This window comes from Caulobacter sp. GW821-FHT09H08 (genome assembly GCF_059415885.1).
Map to the genome: position 1 here is coordinate 452342 of NZ_JBWKOC010000003.1, position 16543 is coordinate 468884.

Here is a 16543-nt window from a genome sequence, read left to right on the forward strand (position 1 = left end):
GCCGCGAGAGGTCTTGATTCCCCGGCATCGATCACCGAACCCCTCGATGCCGGGGAATCGCTCTTTTCTTCTCCCATCTCGCGGGAGTGTCCCCGCCTTTGCCGAGGGACCGTCCCTGATGGTGTTCGCTGTCGTCGCGCTGATCGCCCTGCTGGTCGTCCTGATCGCCTGGGGCAAGATCCCGCCTTTCGTCGCCTTCCTGCTGACGGCCCTGATCGCCGCGCTCTGCTTCGGCATGCCGCTGGATGCGGTGGCCAAGTCGATGGAGAAGGGCGTCGGCGACATGCTGGGCGGCCTGACCGCCATCATCTGCCTGGGCGCCATGTTTGGCCGGGCCATCGCCGACAGCGGCGCGGCCCAGAGCATCGCCAGGACCCTGATCGGCGCCGTCGGCCTGCGCTTCATCCTGCTGGCCATGGCCCTGACCGGCCTGATCGTCGGCATCCCCCTGTTCTACAGCGTCGGCTTCGTGGTCATGGTGCCGCTGATCCTGACCATCGCCCGCCGCGCCGACCTGCCGCCGGTCTATGTCGGCCTGCCGCTGCTGTGCGGCCTGTCGGTGGCGCACGGCTTCCTGCCGCCGCATCCGTCGCCGGTCGCCCTGATCGCCCTGTTCGGCGCCGACACCGGCCTGACCCTCGGCTACGGCCTGATCGCTGCCACCGTGGCGCTGATCGTCGGCGGGCCGCTGCTGGCCCTGACCTTGAAGCGGATGAAGGCCAGCTCGCTGGCGCCCCTCCCGGCGGACGGCCCGGTGGTCGTCGACGACACGCCCGACAGCGCCACGCCCGGCGCCTTCAACAGCTTCACGACCGCGCTGCTGCCGGTGGCGATGATCGCCATCACCACCGCCGCCCTGTTCGTCATGAAGACCCCGTCGGACGCCAAGACCCTGGTGACGTTCCTGGGCCAGTCGGTCGTGGTGCTGATCGTCTCGCTGATCTACGCGACCTTCAGCCTGGGCGTGCTGCGCGGCCAGGCCTTCACGGGCCAGATGGCGCGCTATGCCGACTCCCTGAAAGACGTGGCGGGCATCCTGCTGATCCTGGCCGGGGCCGGGGCGCTGAAGCAGGTGTTCGTCGACGCCGGCGTCAGCAAGGAGATCGGCGCCTGGCTACGGACGCTTCCCGTGCACCCGCTGGTGCTGGGCTGGCTGATCGCCATGGTCATCCGGGTGGCCCTCGGCTCGGCGACCATCGCCGGCCTGACCGCCGCCGGCCTGGTGCAGCCGGTCATCGCCGCGACCCATGTCGACCCCAACCTGATGGTGCTGGCGATCGGCGCGGGCAGCCTGATGTTCTCCCACGTCAACGACCCAGGCTTCTGGCTGTTCAAGGAGTATTTCGGCCTGAACCTGAAGCAGACCCTGCAGTCCTGGACCGTCATGGAGAGCCTAGTCGGCGTCGTCGGGCTGCTGTGCGTGCTGGCGATGAGCGTTGTGCTGCCCATGCTGGGCTAGCCACCGCTTGCATCAATTGTACGATAAATGATACGCGCTCCGTGGCGAGGTCCTCAGACGGCCTCGCGACGGAGGAAACATGCCCGCCCAGTCCTGGCGCTCGAACGCCCGCATTTCGCTGACTGCTCTCGCGCTGGGGGCGCTGCTGGCCGCGCCGGCTGGAGCCGCTCCGAAGACCTATCTCGGCGTCGACATCTCCTACGCCAACGAGATGGAGGACTGCGGGGCGGTCTATCGGTCTGGCGGTCAGGTCGTGGAACCCTACGCTTTCTTCAAGTCGGCCGGCGCGAACGTGGCGCGGATCCGGATCTGGAACGATCCCGACTGGACGCCCTATTCGAACCTGAAGGACGTCAAGCGCAGCATCGCCAAGGCCAAGAAGGCCGGGCTGCAGGTGCTGCTGGACTTCCACTACTCCGACGACTGGGCCGACGGCGACAAGCAGATCGCGCCCAAGGCCTGGGCGAAGCTCTCGACGCCGGACCAAGCCAAGGCGCTCTACGACTTCACCAAGAACTCCCTGGCCGAGTTGGACCGCGAGGGACTGATGCCCGACCTCGTCCAGGTGGGCAACGAGACCAATGGCGAGATCGTCTCCAGCGTCGCCAAGGCCAAGGAACCGATCAATTGGAGCCGCAACGCCCTGCTGTTCAATGCCGGGATTAAGGCGGTGCGCGACGCCGGCGCGGCCTCGGCGATCAAGCCGCGCGTCATGCTGCACATCGCCCAGCCCGAGAACGTCGAGCCCTGGTTCGCGATGGCGGCCAAGGCCGGCGTCACCGACTTCGACCTGATCGGGATCAGCTACTACAGCAAGTGGTCCAAGCGCTCGATGGCGCAGCTGGGGCAGACGATCAACCGCCTGCGTCACCTCTATGCGGCCGACGTGCTGGTGGTCGAGACGGCCTATCCGTTCACCAATGACGGCGCCGACAGCTCGCCGAACCTGCTGGGGCCCGACTCGCTGATCGCCGGCTATCCGGCCACGACGGCGGGGCAGAAGAAGTATCTCACCGACCTGACCCAGCTGGCCTACGCCAACGGCGGCGTAGGGGTCGTCTACTGGGAGCCGGCGTGGCTCTCGACCAAGTGCAAGACGCGCTGGGGCCAGGGCTCCAACTGGGAGAACGCGGCGCTGTTCGACTTCAAGGGCCAGGCGCTGGAAGGCGTCGACTGGCTGAAGACGCCGTACGCCATGCCGGTGGACGTGACCTTTCGCGTGAAAGCCCAGGGTGAGGCCGCGCGGTTCATCGACGGCGACTTCCTGGGCGGGGCCGGGCCGCGCCCGATGACGCTGGAGAACGGCGCCTGGACCTACCGTACGCGCCTGATGCCCGGTGCTTACGTAACCGTCGCTACGGCCCCGGTTTCCGCCACTGTCGGCGACGCTCCGGCCAAGTCTGCGACCGTGGGGAAAGCGGCCAGCATCATCCCGCTCGACTGACAGCGCTTGTCATGTGTGATTGGTATGATAAATAGAACTTATGACGCTCCCGTGAGCGCCTAGGCGTCCGCGTACGCCATTCGTCGTCCCGGGCAGTCGCGCCATCAACGAGCGCGGCGTCCGTCTTTCAGGGGGAAATCCATGACTCGCCATTCCATTCTGCTCGCCGCCGCCAGCGGCATCGCCCTGACCTTCGCGGCCGGGGCCGTCCAAGCCCAAGAAGCCTCCCAGGTCGAAGAGGTCGTCGTCACCGGCGTCCGCAAGAGCCTGCGCGACGCCCTCGCCGTGAAGCAGGGCTCCGACAAGGTCGTCGAAGCCATCTCGGCCAAGGACATCGGCGTCCTGCCCGACGTCACCATCGCCGAATCCATCGCCCGCCTGCCGGGCGTCAACGCCACCCGCGACCGTGGCAATGACAGCCAGGCCGTCGTGCGCGGCCTCGGCGCGCGCCTGGTGCTGGGCACGGTCAACGGCCGCGAGGTCGCCTCGTCCGAGCCCGACCGCAACGTGCGCTGGGAGATCTATCCGTCGGAAGTCGTCTCGGGCGTCCAGGTCTACAAGTCGCAGTCGGCCGACCTGATCGCCGGCGGCGTCGCGGCCACTATCAACATCTCGACCATCGATCCGCTGGACTACAAGGGCCCGAGCGTCGTGCTGCGCGCCGGCCCGGTGTTCTACGACGGCGGCAAGGACATCCCGAACTACGGCACGACCGGCTACCGCGCCTCGGGCTCGCTGGTCCAGAAGTTGAGCGACGACTTCGCCGTCGTCCTGGGCCTGACCACCCAGCGCCAGAAGAACGGCTATGGCTCGTTCACGGGCTGGGGCTACAACGACAGCAACGCCCGCCCGCCGGCCGGGGCCAGCGACTACTCCAGCGACCTGAACCGCGACGGCAAGGTCGACTACACGCCCTGGGGCGCGCAGATGTCGGCCAGCCGCATCGACCAGAAGCGCACGGGCGTCTCGGGCGGCCTGCAGTACAAGCCCAGCGACAATTTCGAGCTGAAGGCCGACGCCCTCTATTCGAAGATCAAGATCACCGAGGTCCAGGACCAGACCGTCTGGGGCGCCAACAACTGGGGCAACTGGAACACCGGTGCGGCTTCGAATATCGGCTGGAACGACGGCACGTACAACGCGGCCGGCGCGTCCTACACCCTGATCAACAACGCCGTCGTCGCCGCCAAGCTGCCCTTCAGCTCGGTGCAGACGGTCCTGGCCAAGTACAGCGAGGACAAGGATCTGTTCGCCGGCGGCCTGAACGGCAAGTGGACCGGCGACCAGTGGACCGTCGTCGGCGACCTCTCCTACTCGAAGGCCAAGCGGACCAACACCTGGAAGGCCGTGCGCTTCGAGGCCTGGCCGGCCTGGACCAGCTTCGACTGGCGCGCCGGCAAGACCCCGACCATCGCCACCAGCGACGAGAGCATCAAGCTCAGCCAGACGGCGGACCTCTCGGGCTCGCATGACGGCCCCGAGCGCCTGAACGACGAGCTGAAGGCCGCGGCCCTCGACTTCACCCGTGACCTGGGCGAAGGCGCGATCAAGAGCGTTCAGTTCGGCGTCCGCGCCTCGGACCGCACCAAGGACCACACCCGCTTCAGCTTCAGCCCGTCGGCCACCGGCGCGACGGTCCCGACCAACCTGCTGACGGCCTACAAGCTGAGCGGCGGGGCCAATGTCCCGGCGCTGCTGACCGGCGACATCGACAAGATCGCCGCCGTCGCCTACGGCGCCAACGCCTTCGCCGTCTCCAAGGCGACCGAGGATCTGGCCGCGCGCTGGGCAGTCAACGAGAAGGTCTATGAAGGCTACGGCAAGGTGAACTTCGCGGCCGACGGCATCGGCGGCGCGTGGGTCACCGGCAATGTCGGCGCCCGCCTGGTCCACACCGAGACCAGCAGCGACGGCCAGCAGCAGGACACTGCCAGCGCCTTCAAGGCCGTTACGGTAGACAACGAGTACACGGACTTCCTGCCCTCGGCGAACGCCAAGCTGGACTTCGGCGACGGCAAGATCGTGCGCCTGGGTCTGGCCAAGGTCATCGCCCGCCCGCCGCTGGACGAGCTGCGCGCCAGCCGGACCCTGGCCAACTGGGCGCCCTGGACCGGCAGCGCCGGCAATCCGAAGCTGAAGCCCTTCGAGGCCATCCAGTTCGACGCCTCGGCCGAATACTACTTCCGTCCGGAAGCCCTGGTGGCGCTGTCGTACTACTACAAGGACGTCGACAGCTATATCGGCTGGAAGCAGACGCCGGCTACCTTCGGGACCCAGGCCTACACCGTCGCCAGCCCGGCCAACGGCGGCAGCGGTCATATCCAGGGCGTGGAACTGACCTTCCAGACGCCGTTCTTCTTCCTGCCGGGCCCGCTCAGCAAGTTCGGCATCTACTCGAACTACGCCTATGTGCAGTCGAACCTGCACGAGTTCTCGCCGGTCAATAATCCGCTGCGGATGACGGGCCTGGCCAAGAACAACGCCACGGTCGACCTGTGGTACGCCAACGGTCCGTTGGAAGCCCGCCTGGGCTGGAAGTACCACTCGCCGATGACCGTCATCTACGGTTGGAACGGCGCGGACCTGCAGACGCTGGAGACCGAGAAGACCCTCGACTTCAGCTCGTCCTACCAGGTCAACGAGCGCATCGGTATCCGCTTCCAGGTCAACAACCTGACCAACCAGGAGCTACGGATGTACCGCGACAACGATCCCAACCGGATCGGCCGCTACGACAACTACGGCCGTCGTTACCTCGTCGACGTGACGCTGAAGTTCTAGTCCGTCTAGTTTTGTACTCTGCGCTGGGGGGAGGCCGTGCGGCTTCCTCCCTCTTTTTCGTGAGGGGGCGTTTCCATGGTCCAGATCAATCGTCGCCTGGCCCTGGCCGCTACCGCGGGCGCGGTCCTGCTTGCCCGGACCTCGGCGGCGAACGCCCAGGTCGCGCCGGTCGCGGCCGTGGACCTCGGCCCGCGCGAACGCACCTCGCTGGACTTCGATTGGCGCTTTGCCTTGGGTCACGCTTCCGATCCGGCCAAGGACTTCGGCTTCGGCGCCAACCAGCGCACCTATGCCAAGCAGGGCGCGAGCTCAGCGGGCTGGTGGGTGGCCGCCGCCGCCCAGAAGGACTTCGACGACAGCGCCTGGAAGCGGGTGACCCTTCCCCACGACTGGGCGGTCGAGCTGCCCTTCGCGAACAACCCCGACTACAAGCCCTCCGGCAAGCCGGACGACGAGGATCTGCGCGCCGCCCATGGCTACAAGGCGCTGGGCCGCGAGTTCCCCGACACCAGCGTCGGCTGGTATCGCAAGACCTTCGACTTGCCGGCCAGCGATGCGGGCAAGCGCCTGTCGATCGAGTTCGACGGCGCCTTTCGCGACGCCCTGGTCATCGTCAACGGCTACATCCTCGAACGCGAGGACAGCGGCTACAGCCCGTTCCGCATCGACATCACCGACATCGCCAAGCTGGGCGGCGACAACGTCCTGACCGTGCGCGTGGACGCCAGCCTGGGTGAGGGCTGGTTCTACGAAGGGGCGGGGCTCTATCGCCACGTCTGGCTGGTCAAGACCGCGCCGGTGCACGTACCCCAGTGGGGCGTCTTCGTCCGCGCCAAGCCCGATGGCACGCTGCGGATCGACACCGATCTCGTCAACGAGGGTGACAAGGCCCAGGCCTTCGAGCTGACCCACGCGGTGCTGGACGCCGCTGGCAAACCGGTGCTGGCTGTCGCCCCCGTCGTCGACCGCGTCCCCGCCTGGGAGCGCCAGAGCCTGTCTCAGACCGTGACCCTGGCCAATCCGGTGCTGTGGTCGATCGAGACCCCGCACCTCTACACCCTGGTCACCGAGGCCAAGGTCGGCGGCGCGGTCGTCGATCGCTTCGTCACCCGCTTCGGCGTCCGCTCGATCCGCTTCGACGGTCAGACCGGCTTCTTCCTCAACGACAAGCCGGTGAAGCTGAAGGGGAGCTGCAACCACCAGGACCACGCCGGCGTCGGCGCGGCCATCCCGGACGCCCTGCAGGTCTGGCGACTGGAACAGCTGAAGTCGATGGGCTGCAACGCCTATCGCGCCTCGCACAATCCCCCGACGCCCGAGCTGCTGGACGCCTGCGACCGCCTGGGGATCCTGGTCATCGACGAGGCTCGCCGGATGTCCAGCGACCCGACCTCGATGGACGAGCTGGAGCGCCTGGTCCGCCGCGACCGCAACCACCCGTCGGTGATCCTCTGGTCGATCGGCAACGAGGAGCCGCACCAGGGCGCGCCGCGCGGCGCGAAGGTCGCCGCGACGATGAAACGGCTGGTCAATCGCCTCGACGACTCGCGCCTGGTCACCGCCGCCATGGACAACGGCTTCGGGGAGGGGATCAGCCCGGTCATCGACGTCCAGGGCTTCAACTATCGCCACGAGAAGATGGACGCCTTCCACGAGCGCTTCCCGAACGTGCCGATCATCGGCAGCGAGAGCAGCAGCGTGGTGACGACGCGCGGCGAGTACGCCCGCGACGAGGCCAAGAGCTACGTCCCCGCCTACGACACCGACCACCCCTGGTGGGCGACCACGGCCGAGAAGTGGTGGAGCCACGCGGCGGAGCGGCCGTGGATGGCCGGCGGCTTCATCTGGACCGGGTTCGACTATCGCGGCGAGCCGACGCCCTTTAACCGCTGGCCCAGCGTCAGCTCGCACTTCGGATCGCTGGATACCTGCGGCTTCCCGAAGGACAACTATTTCTACTATCGCGCCTGGTGGCGGTCCGAGCCGCTGCTGCACGTGCTGCCGCACTGGAACTGGGAAGGCCGCGAGGGCCAGCCGATCGCGGTCTGGGCGCATAGCAACTGCGACAAGGTCGAGCTGTTCCTGAACGGCAAAAGCCAGGGCGTCCGCGCGGTACAGCCCAACCACCACGTCGAGTGGTCCGTGCCCTATGCGCCCGGCGTGCTCGAGGCGCACGGCTACAAGAACGGCAAGGTCATCCTGCGCACGCGCCGCGTGACCGCCGGTCCCGCCGCCGCCCTGCGCCTGACCGCCGACCGCGGCAAGCTGAGCGCCGACGGCCAGGACGTGGCGATGCTCAAGGTCGAGGTGCTGGACGCCAAGGGCCGCCCCGTGCCCCGCGCCGCCGACCTGGTGCGGTTCGAGGTTTCCGGCGCCCTGGACGTCATCGGCGTCGGCAACGGAAATCCGACCAGCCACGAACCCGACGTCGCCAGCCAGCGGAAGGCCTTCAACGGCCTGGCCCAGGCCATCGTCCGTACTCGGCGCGGCGAGTCGGGACGGGCGAGGGTGTCGGTCACCGCCGATGGCCTGAAGGGCGCCGGCCTCGACATCGATCTGGCCTGACGCACCGCACACTCGGACAAAGACCGCACACGCATGAAGCGCGCGTGGTTGGCTGAAATTTGACAGCGCTTACCCGAAAAGCCCTTGTGGGCTTGGGTTCGAGCCATTTCAGCGCTGTAATATCATGCAATCAAAGGATGTATTGCGAATTGCGGCAGGTTTGCGGCGCTGCAAAAAGCCCTGAATCCGCCCCTTCATTTGTCATAAAAATACGCCAAAAGACCCTTGAAAAAAGAATGCTAGCGCTGTCAATTGGCCATTGCGGCGGTCGGTGACCAATGTTACCGCTAACTAGTATCTCGTGTCCTGGTTGTCATCCGGGGCGCGAGAGCGGGAAGAGCGGCCGGAAATGCTTCCGGTTCGAAACAAAAACATCGCCCCACAGAGGGCTTTTTAGGGGGAACGGCTATGAAGCGGCTTCGTCGCTTGCACGCGTCTGCCTCTTGCGTCGCCATCACGGCGGCCATGTTCGCCAGCCCAGCGCTGGCCCAGCAGACACCAAACACCACGGTCGATGAGATCATCGTCACCGGCATCCGCGCTTCGCTCGAACGGTCGATCGAGATCAAGCGCACCAACAGCGGCGTCGTCGACGCCATCTCGGCCGAAGACATCGGCAAGTTCCCGGACACCAACCTCGCCGAGTCCCTACAGCGGATCACCGGCGTGTCGATCGACCGGACCAACGGCGAAGGCTCGCAGGTCACGGTCCGCGGCTTCGGCGGCGGCTTCAACCTCGTCACCCTGAATGGCCGCACCATGCCGACGGCGAACGTCGCCACGGTCGGCGGCGACCAGTCGACGGACTTCGCCGGCGGCACCAGCCGCTCGTTCGATTTCTCGAACCTGGCCTCGGAAGGCGTGACCACGCTGGAGGTCTACAAGACCGGCCGCGCGGCGATCCCCTCGGGCGGCATCGGCGCGACGATCAACGTCAAGACCCGTCACCCGCTGGATGCGCGCGAGCATGGCCTCTCGGGCAGCATCGGGGTCAAGGGCGTCTATGACCAGAGCATGTCCAAGAAGCTCGAGGACACCTCGAAGTACACGCCGGAAGTCTCGGGACTGCTGAACTATCTCGATGAAGACGAGAAGTTCGGCATCGCTCTGTTCGGCAGCTACCAGAAGCGCAACTTCACCAGCCGCTCGGTCACCTCGAACGACTGGAACATCCGCACCTTCGCCGAGTTCAACAACCCGGCGAACGGCTTCGTGCGTAACGGCGGGGCGACCCAGATCACCAACGCGCCGTCGGCCACCACCCTGGTCGCGATCCCCAACGACAGCCGCTATCACTTCTCGCAAGGCCAGCGCGAGCGGGTGAACGGTCAGTTGACCGCGCAGTTCCGCCCGACCGAAAGCCTGACGATCACCGCCGACGCCCTGTACGCCGAGAACAAGTCGTACGAGCGCCGCAACGACAGCACGAACTGGTTCAACCGCCCGTTCGACAAGGTGACTTTCGACAACAACCCGGTCGTGGCCACCGCGGTCCTGCTGCAGGAAAACCTGAGCGGCACCAAGGACATGGGCTTCGAGCAGCAGTACCGCGCCAACACCGACTCCCTGAAGTCGTATGGCCTGAACGCCGCCTGGGACCTGTCGGACCGCTTCCGCGTCAATGTCGACGGCCACATCTCGAAGTCCGACTCCAAGCCGGGCGCGCCCAACGGCACCAGCTCGACCATGGTCTCGATCGGCGCGCCGATCGTTTCTGCCCACTCCGTCGACTACAGCGGCAAGGTTCCGATCCAGTCGATCACCATCAACGACGCCGCGCCGCGCGGTAACGCCAATGGTCAACTGGACGTCGGCGATCTGGGCAGCCAGGTCGGCCGGACCTCGGCCCAGCGCCAGCAGCAGGAAGTCAAGGAAGCCCGGATCGACTTCACCTGGGACCTCGACGACAACGGCAGCCGGATCGACTTCGGGGCGGACTACCGCACCTCGAAGATGACCCAGTCGAACATCAACACCGAGCAGGACCTGGGCAGCTGGGGTATCTCGAACCCGCGTGACGTCCAGCAATACGCCGGCAGCCTGGTGAAGGCCTTCTGCCTGGCCTGCCGCTTCAGCGAGTTCGACCTGAAGCAAAGCGGCGCCGGCCTGGTGTCGTTCCGCGCCGATGCGGTCAACCTGCTGAACGCCCTGTCTCCGGTCTATGTCGCTCGCGGCAACCCCGTGCGCGTCACCGGTCAGAACAACAACCGGGTCGACGAGGACATCCTGGCCGCCTACGGCCAGATCACCTGGAAGTCGGAACTGGCGGGTCGTCCCGCGACCCTGGTCACGGGCGTTCGCTACGAGCAGACCAAGGTCGACTCGACGTCGCAGATCCGCACGCCCACGGCGATCGTCTGGACGGCGGACAACGACTTCCGGACCGACACGGCGGCGACCTTCCAGCCGCTGGCCGGCAAGGGCAAGTACAACAACCTGCTGCCTTCGCTGGACTTCAGCGTCGACATTCGTGACGACGTGATCGGCCGCTTCTCGTTCAGCCGCACCATCGCGCGTCCTGACTTCGGCAACCTGTTCGCCGCCCAGACCGCCGGCCAGCCGAACCGCCCGATCGCCAACGGGGCCATCCCGCTCGGCACCAGCGGCAACCCGGACCTGGAGCCGCTGATCTCGGACAATTTCGACGTCTCGCTGGAGTGGTACTACAAGCCCAGCAGCTTCATCACGGCCGGCTTCTTCGAGAAGCGCGTGAACAACTTCGTGGGCACCGGCACGGTGATGCAGAACCTGTTCGGTCTGCGTGACCCGTCGTCCGGCGCGGCGGGCACCCGCTCTGGTCAGGCGGCGGCTCTGCTGTCGGGCCTCGGCGCTGGCCAGACCGACGTGAACCTGTTCACGATGACGGCCCTGCTGCAGCAGAACGGCGGTTCGGCGGCGGCGGCGACGGCCCAGTTCCAGGCCAACCGCGTCGCGGGCGGCGATCTGTCCCAGGCCTTCGTGGACGCGATCCTCGCCGCCGTGGACATCGCGCCGAACAGCACCGATCCGTTGTTCAACTTCCAGGTCTCTCGCCCGATCAACAATCGGACGGGCAAGATCCATGGCTTCGAAATCGCGGCGCAGCACTTCTTCGGCGACACCGGCTTCGGTGTGTCGGGGGCCTATACGATGGTGCGCGGCGACGTCGACTTCGACAACGGCGCGCCTTCCGGCCAGGACCAGTTCGCTCTGCTGGGCCTGTCCGACACGGCCAACGCGACCCTGATCTACGACAAGAACGGGATCTCGGCGCGGGTCGCCTACAACTGGCGTGACAAGTTCCTGCAGGCCACCAACCGCGGCGGGGCGCGCAACCCCGTCTACGTCGCGCCGTTCGGCCAGCTGGACTTCAACATCAGCTACGACGTCACGTCCAAGCTGGCGGTTTCGCTGGAAGGCATCAACCTGACCAAGGAAAGCCTGCGGACCTACGGCCGTGACCCGAACCAGCTGTGGTTCGCTCAAGAGCTGGATCGGCGCTTCCTCCTCGGCGCCCGCTACCGCTTCTAGTCGGGTAGTTCTGGAGCCTGCCCTGGCAGGCTCCACCTCTCGGACGAAGAGCGCGTCGCCGCGCTCGGAAGTGGATCTGGGGACCGCCGCTTGCGGCGGTCCCCTTCTTCCTTTGAAGTGAGCGTAACGAGCGTGGGCGGGCCGAGCATGAACCGAGTGCTTCTGAACAATATCGACCACGCCGACCTGCGCGTGATCGCGGGGCACGGCGCGGCCTTTGGCGATGCGATCAACCAGACCCTGGTGCTGCCGACCGAGTTCGAGGCCGTGCAGCGCGAATATCCGATCGTGATCCGCAAGGACCCGTCCGGCGCCTACCAGGCCGTGGCCCTGCTGGGCCTGGATCGCGACGAGAACCTGTTCCTCGACGAGACCGGCTGGAACGCCCGCTATATCCCCGCCGTCCAGCGGCGCGGGCCGTTCTCGATCGCCCTGCAGCGCGACGATCGCGGCGGCGAGCCTCGGCCGATGATCCATGTCGATCTCGACCATCCGCGCGTCAGTCGGGACGAGGGCGAGCACCTGTTCCTGCCGGCGGGCGGCAACGCGCCCTTTCTGCAAGGCGTCAGCTACGCCCTGGGCCAGATCCACGACGGTTTGGAGATCGCCGCGCCGATGTTCGCGGCCTTCGAGGAATACGGCCTGATCGAGCCCATCGATATCGAGATCAAGCTGGGTGACGACACCAGCTACGACGTGCCCGACGTCTATACGATCGCTCCGGACCGGCTGAACGCCCTGACCGGTGAGCCACTGGAGCGCCTTCATGCCTCGGGCCTGCTGCGCGCCGCCCAATGGATCGCCTCGTCGATGGGCAACGTCCAGGAGCTGATCGCTCGCAAGAACAGCAAGCAGGCGAATCTGGCATGAGCGCCCTGGTCGCCCGCCGGACGCTGGAGACCACGGTCGCGACACCGGCCGAGATCCCGTTCGACGCGGTGCTGGCCGGCCAGACGCCGATGGTCTTCAAGGGCCTGGCCCGTGATTGGCCGCTGGTCCAGGAGGGTCTGAAGTCCGCCCAGGCGGCCCGGGACTATATCCGCGCCCACGCCGTTCTTGCCCAAGAGCGGGGCGGCCGGGTGGTGGGCTACACGGGCGATCCGGCCATCAAGGGCCGCTTCTTCTACGACGAGACGCTCACTGGTCTGAACTTCAAGGCCGAGCGTGCGCCGCTGGAGGACTTCCTGCGCCGTATCGAGACGGTGGAGGACCACAACGACGCGCCGTCGATCTATATCGGCTCGACCGATCTGGACGCCTATTTCCCAAGCCTGAAGGCCGCCAACGACCTTGGCCTGGGGCCCGAGACGTTCGGGCCGCAGCCGCCGATGGCCGGCATCTGGCTGGGCAACCGCACCGTGGCGGCGGCCCACTATGACATGTCCAACAACATCGCCGTCTGCGCCGTGGGCCGGCGGCGCTTCACCCTGTTCCCGCCGGACCAGGTCGCCAATCTCTACCCCGGCCCGCTGGAGCCGACGCCCGGCGGCCAGGTAGTCAGCATGGTCGACTTTCAGAACCCCGACCTCGACCGTCATCCCCGCTTCCGCGAGGCCCAGGCTTCTGCCCAGGTCGCCGAGCTCGAGCCCGGCGATGTCCTGGTCTATCCGGCCCTGTGGTGGCACCAGGTCGAGGCGCTGGAAGCCTTCAACGTGCTGGTGAACTACTGGTGGAACACCTCGCCGGGCTTCGTCGACACGCCGATGAACACCTTGCTGCACGGCCTGCTCAGCCTGCGCGACCGGCCCGATTTCGAGAAGCAGGGCTGGAAGGCCCTGTTCGACTACTACGTGTTCGGTCCGTCCGACCGCGCCGGGGCGCACCTGCCCGAGGCCGCGCGGGGACCGCTGGGACCCATGGACGAGCTGAAGGCGCGCCGCCTGCGCGCCTGGCTACTCGATCGCTTGAATCGATAGGGGAGGGACGCCATGACCCAGCAGACGATCCGCAAGGTGGTGATCGCGGGCGGCGGCACCGCCGGCTGGATGGCCGCCGCGGCCCTGGCGCGCCAGCTCGGCCCGCTGCTCGAGATCACCCTGGTCGAGTCCGAGGACATCGGCACGGTCGGGGTGGGGGAGTCGACCATCCCCACGGCCCGGACCTTCAACGCCTTGCTCGGCATCGACGAAGCCGAGTTCATGCGCGCCACCCAGGCGACCTTCAAGCTGGGCATCTCGTTCGAGCACTGGGGCGAGATCGGCGACCGCTACATCCACTCGTTCGGCCAGGTCGGCAAATCCACCTGGATGGGCGGCTTCCATCACTTCTGGCTGCAGGCCCAGGTGCAAGGCTTCGGCGGCGACCTCGGCGACTACTGCTTCGAGTTGAAGGCAGCCGAGCAGAACCGTTTCTACACGGGCGAAGAGAGCCCCCTGAACTACGCCTACCACCTGGACGCCGGCCTCTATGGCCGCTTCCTGCGCGGCATGGCGGAAAAGGACGGCGTCCGCCGCGTCGAGGGCAAGATCGCCTCGGTTCGTCAGCATGCGGAGAGCGGCTTCATCGAAGCCCTGGTCATGGAGAACGGCGACGTCGTCGAGGGCGACCTCTTCGTCGATTGCACCGGCTTCCGGGGGCTGCTGATCGAGCAGACACTGAAGGCGGGCTTCGAGGACTGGGGGCAGTGGCTGCCGACCAACAGCGCCCTGGCCGTCCAGACGCGCTCGACCGAGCCGGCCGTGCCCTACACCCGCGCCATCGCCCACAAGGCCGGCTGGCGCTGGAAGATTCCGCTGCAGCACCGGGTCGGCAACGGCCTCGTCTACTGCAACGACTTCATGTCCGACGACGAGGCGCGTGACCTGCTGACGGGGGAGATCGAGGGGGAGACCCTGATCGAGCCGCGCCTGATCCGCTATCGCACCGGCCGGCGCCGCAAGACCTGGGACAAGAACGTCGTGGCCCTGGGCCTGGCCAGCGGCTTCGTCGAGCCTTTGGAGTCGACCTCGATCCACCTGATCATGATCGGCGTGAACCGGCTGATGCAGATGTTCCCCTTCGCCGGGATCAGCCAGGCGGCCGTCAGTCGCTACAATCGTCAGGCCGATGACGAACTCGAAAAGATCCGTGATTTCATCATCTTGCACTACAAGGCGACCGAACGGAGCGACAGCCCATTCTGGGATCGTGTGCGCGAGATGGAGATTCCCGACAGCCTGGCCCAGCGCATCGCGCTCTTCCGGGAGAGCGCCCAGGTCTACCAGGCGCCGGGTGAGCTGTTCCAGGTCGACTCGTGGCTGCAGGTCCTGCTGGGCCAGCGCGTGACGCCCCAGAGCTGGCACCACATGGGCCGACTGATGCCGCCGCAGCAGCTTCAGCAGGCCCTGAACGACCTGAAGCGCAACATCGCAGGGGCGGTGACGCGTCTACCGCAGCACCAGGCGTTCCTGGACGCTTACTGCGCCCCGCCGGTAAGCAAGAGCGCCTAGGGCCGAAACCTCGCCCTTCGACAAGCTCAGGGTCTTCTTAGGCGTCCAGCGGCGCGAAGAGCTTCTGCAGCGTCGCCCCGATGCGGGCCGACGCGGGATCGCTTTCGCTCAGGCCCATGGCGTTCAGCTCGCCGCCGATGCGACGGCCGATGGCCAGCAGCGGACGGCTGGTGACCTGGGCCTGGGCCAGGGCCTCGATGGACTCGGCGTAGCGCTTGGCGTTGAGGTTTTCCAGCGCCCAGGCGCGGGCGGCCTTGCCGGTTTCGCGGCGCAGCTTGGCGTCGCCGACCAGGCGCTCCAGCACCTGGCGCAACTCGTCGACGACGATCTCGCCGTCTACCTTGAACACCAGGTCGTCGGGCAGCTCGCCATAGAAGCCGGCGCGGGCCACCACGGTCGGGCGGCCGCTGAGCATGCCTTCGCAGGCCGAGCCCGAGGCGCCTTCCAGCACCGGCTTGCGCAGGGCGACCATGATGTCGGCCTCGTCCAGGCGCTTATCCAGCGTGGCGTCGTCGACCGCGCCGTCGATGACCAGGTTGTTGAACCCGACCTCGGCGGCGAGGGCTTCCAGCTTGGCGCGCTCTTCGTCCGAGATCGGACCGACCAGACGATAGACGCAGGCCTTGAGGGCTTCGGAGCCGCCGATGGCGCGGATCGCGTCGGCCACGCGCTTGTTGGGGTTCATGACGCCGACGGTGGTGATGGTCAGCTGCTTTTTGGCCTTGGGCGGCCCCGGTGGGGTTGCGCGGTCGGGGCAGCACAGCGGCGTCACCGCCACCGGGCCGGGCACGGCGGCTTCCAGCTTGGGCGCATAGAACCGCGCGTGGGCCAGGGCGGCCTCGCAGCGCCCGGCTAGCCACTCGGTCATCGGCGCCTTGGCGGCGATTTCGCCCATGTCGGTCATCTGGCCCGAGCGGATGGCGATGGCATGCTGCTCGGCCTCGGGGCCATAGGTCGCGACGATCTCAGCGTCGTGTCGGCGATAGTCGAGACCGTTGTAGTACAGCCAGCCCGAGAACAGGTTGTAGATGTAGAAGTCGTGGAATATTCCCAGGCAAGGCGCGGCGTCCAGGATCGCGAAGACGCCGGCGTGGAAGGGATAGTTGTCGCCGATATTGACGATGACGACGTCGAAGTCCGTCCGCAGGCGCGCGAGATTGTAGGTCCGCCAGTGATGAACGGGCAGGCGCGTCGGATGCAGCGGCTCCGAAGAGTCGTCCTGATCCTCGCACCGCAGGATCTCGACCTGGTGCCCGCGGGCCGCCAGTTGCTTGGCGACCTCGGCGCTGACGCGACCGATGGACGAGCGCAGGACGAAGGGCGTGACCCAGCAGATCTTCATGGGGCGGTCCGGTC

Annotated in this window: 9 protein-coding genes; 8 read left to right on the forward strand and 1 reads right to left on the reverse strand. The window is 66.9% G+C overall.

Annotated features, from left to right (window positions below):
• Nucleotides 1-118: 118 nt before the first annotated feature.
• From AC07NN_RS11790 to AC07NN_RS11825, 8 genes are all read left to right on the forward strand, one after another.
• A complete protein-coding gene (locus tag AC07NN_RS11790) occupies nt 119-1459 on the forward strand; it encodes a GntP family permease (RefSeq protein ID WP_494640886.1) in 1341 nt (446 codons plus the stop codon).
• Nucleotides 1460-1538: 79 nt separating this feature from the next.
• Complete coding sequence (locus AC07NN_RS11795; protein WP_494640888.1) at nt 1539-2903, forward strand: glycosyl hydrolase 53 family protein; 1365 nt, start codon at nt 1539-1541, stop codon at nt 2901-2903.
• A 141-nt stretch (nt 2904-3044) separates the two neighbouring features.
• Nucleotides 3045-5684 carry a TonB-dependent receptor gene (locus AC07NN_RS11800; RefSeq protein ID WP_494640890.1) on the forward strand — a complete coding sequence of 880 codons (2640 nt, stop codon included), beginning with the start codon at nt 3045-3047 and terminating at the stop codon, nt 5682-5684.
• Between the two features lie 75 nt (nt 5685-5759).
• Nucleotides 5760-8249, forward strand: a complete 2490-nt coding sequence (gene galA / locus AC07NN_RS11805) for a beta-galactosidase GalA (protein WP_494640892.1) — start codon at nt 5760-5762, stop codon at nt 8247-8249.
• A gap of 408 nt (nt 8250-8657) precedes the next feature.
• Complete coding sequence (locus AC07NN_RS11810) at nt 8658-11759, forward strand: TonB-dependent receptor (RefSeq protein ID WP_494640893.1); 3102 nt, start codon at nt 8658-8660, stop codon at nt 11757-11759.
• Nucleotides 11760-11906: 147 nt separating this feature from the next.
• Nucleotides 11907-12629: a SapC family protein gene (locus AC07NN_RS11815; protein ID WP_494640894.1), complete on the forward strand. Its 723-nt coding sequence runs from the start codon at nt 11907-11909 to the stop codon at nt 12627-12629.
• Nucleotides 12554-13675 carry a cupin-like domain-containing protein gene (locus AC07NN_RS11820; RefSeq protein ID WP_494640895.1) on the forward strand — a complete coding sequence of 374 codons (1122 nt, stop codon included), beginning with the start codon at nt 12554-12556 and terminating at the stop codon, nt 13673-13675. Before AC07NN_RS11815 ends, AC07NN_RS11820 begins: the two co-directional genes overlap by 76 nt.
• A 12-nt stretch (nt 13676-13687) precedes the next feature.
• A complete protein-coding gene (locus tag AC07NN_RS11825) occupies nt 13688-15187 on the forward strand; it encodes a tryptophan halogenase family protein (RefSeq protein WP_494640897.1) in 1500 nt (499 codons plus the stop codon).
• Between the two features lie 37 nt (nt 15188-15224).
• On the opposite strand, the gene AC07NN_RS11830 is transcribed toward AC07NN_RS11825, so the two are convergent.
• Nucleotides 15225-16529, reverse strand: coding sequence for a glycosyltransferase family 4 protein (locus tag AC07NN_RS11830; protein WP_494640899.1), 1305 nt, complete (start codon nt 16527-16529; stop codon nt 15225-15227).
• Nucleotides 16530-16543 lie beyond the last annotated feature (14 nt).

Excerpts from the sequence above, each read along its gene's own strand:
- AC07NN_RS11790 (WP_494640886.1), top strand. The coding sequence starts at position 119 with ATGGTGTTCGCTGTCGTCGCGCTGATCGCCCTGCTGGTCGTCCTGATC.
- AC07NN_RS11795 (WP_494640888.1), top strand. The coding sequence starts at position 1,539 with ATGCCCGCCCAGTCCTGGCGCTCGAACGCCCGCATTTCGCTGACTGCT.
- AC07NN_RS11800 (WP_494640890.1), top strand. The coding sequence starts at position 3,045 with ATGACTCGCCATTCCATTCTGCTCGCCGCCGCCAGCGGCATCGCCCTG.
- galA (WP_494640892.1), top strand. The coding sequence starts at position 5,760 with ATGGTCCAGATCAATCGTCGCCTGGCCCTGGCCGCTACCGCGGGCGCG.
- AC07NN_RS11810 (WP_494640893.1), top strand. The coding sequence starts at position 8,658 with ATGAAGCGGCTTCGTCGCTTGCACGCGTCTGCCTCTTGCGTCGCCATC.
- AC07NN_RS11815 (WP_494640894.1), top strand. The coding sequence starts at position 11,907 with ATGAACCGAGTGCTTCTGAACAATATCGACCACGCCGACCTGCGCGTG.
- AC07NN_RS11820 (WP_494640895.1), top strand. The coding sequence starts at position 12,554 with ATGGATCGCCTCGTCGATGGGCAACGTCCAGGAGCTGATCGCTCGCAA.
- AC07NN_RS11825 (WP_494640897.1), top strand. The coding sequence starts at position 13,688 with ATGACCCAGCAGACGATCCGCAAGGTGGTGATCGCGGGCGGCGGCACC.
- AC07NN_RS11830 (WP_494640899.1), bottom strand. The coding sequence starts at position 16,529 with ATGAAGATCTGCTGGGTCACGCCCTTCGTCCTGCGCTCGTCCATCGGT.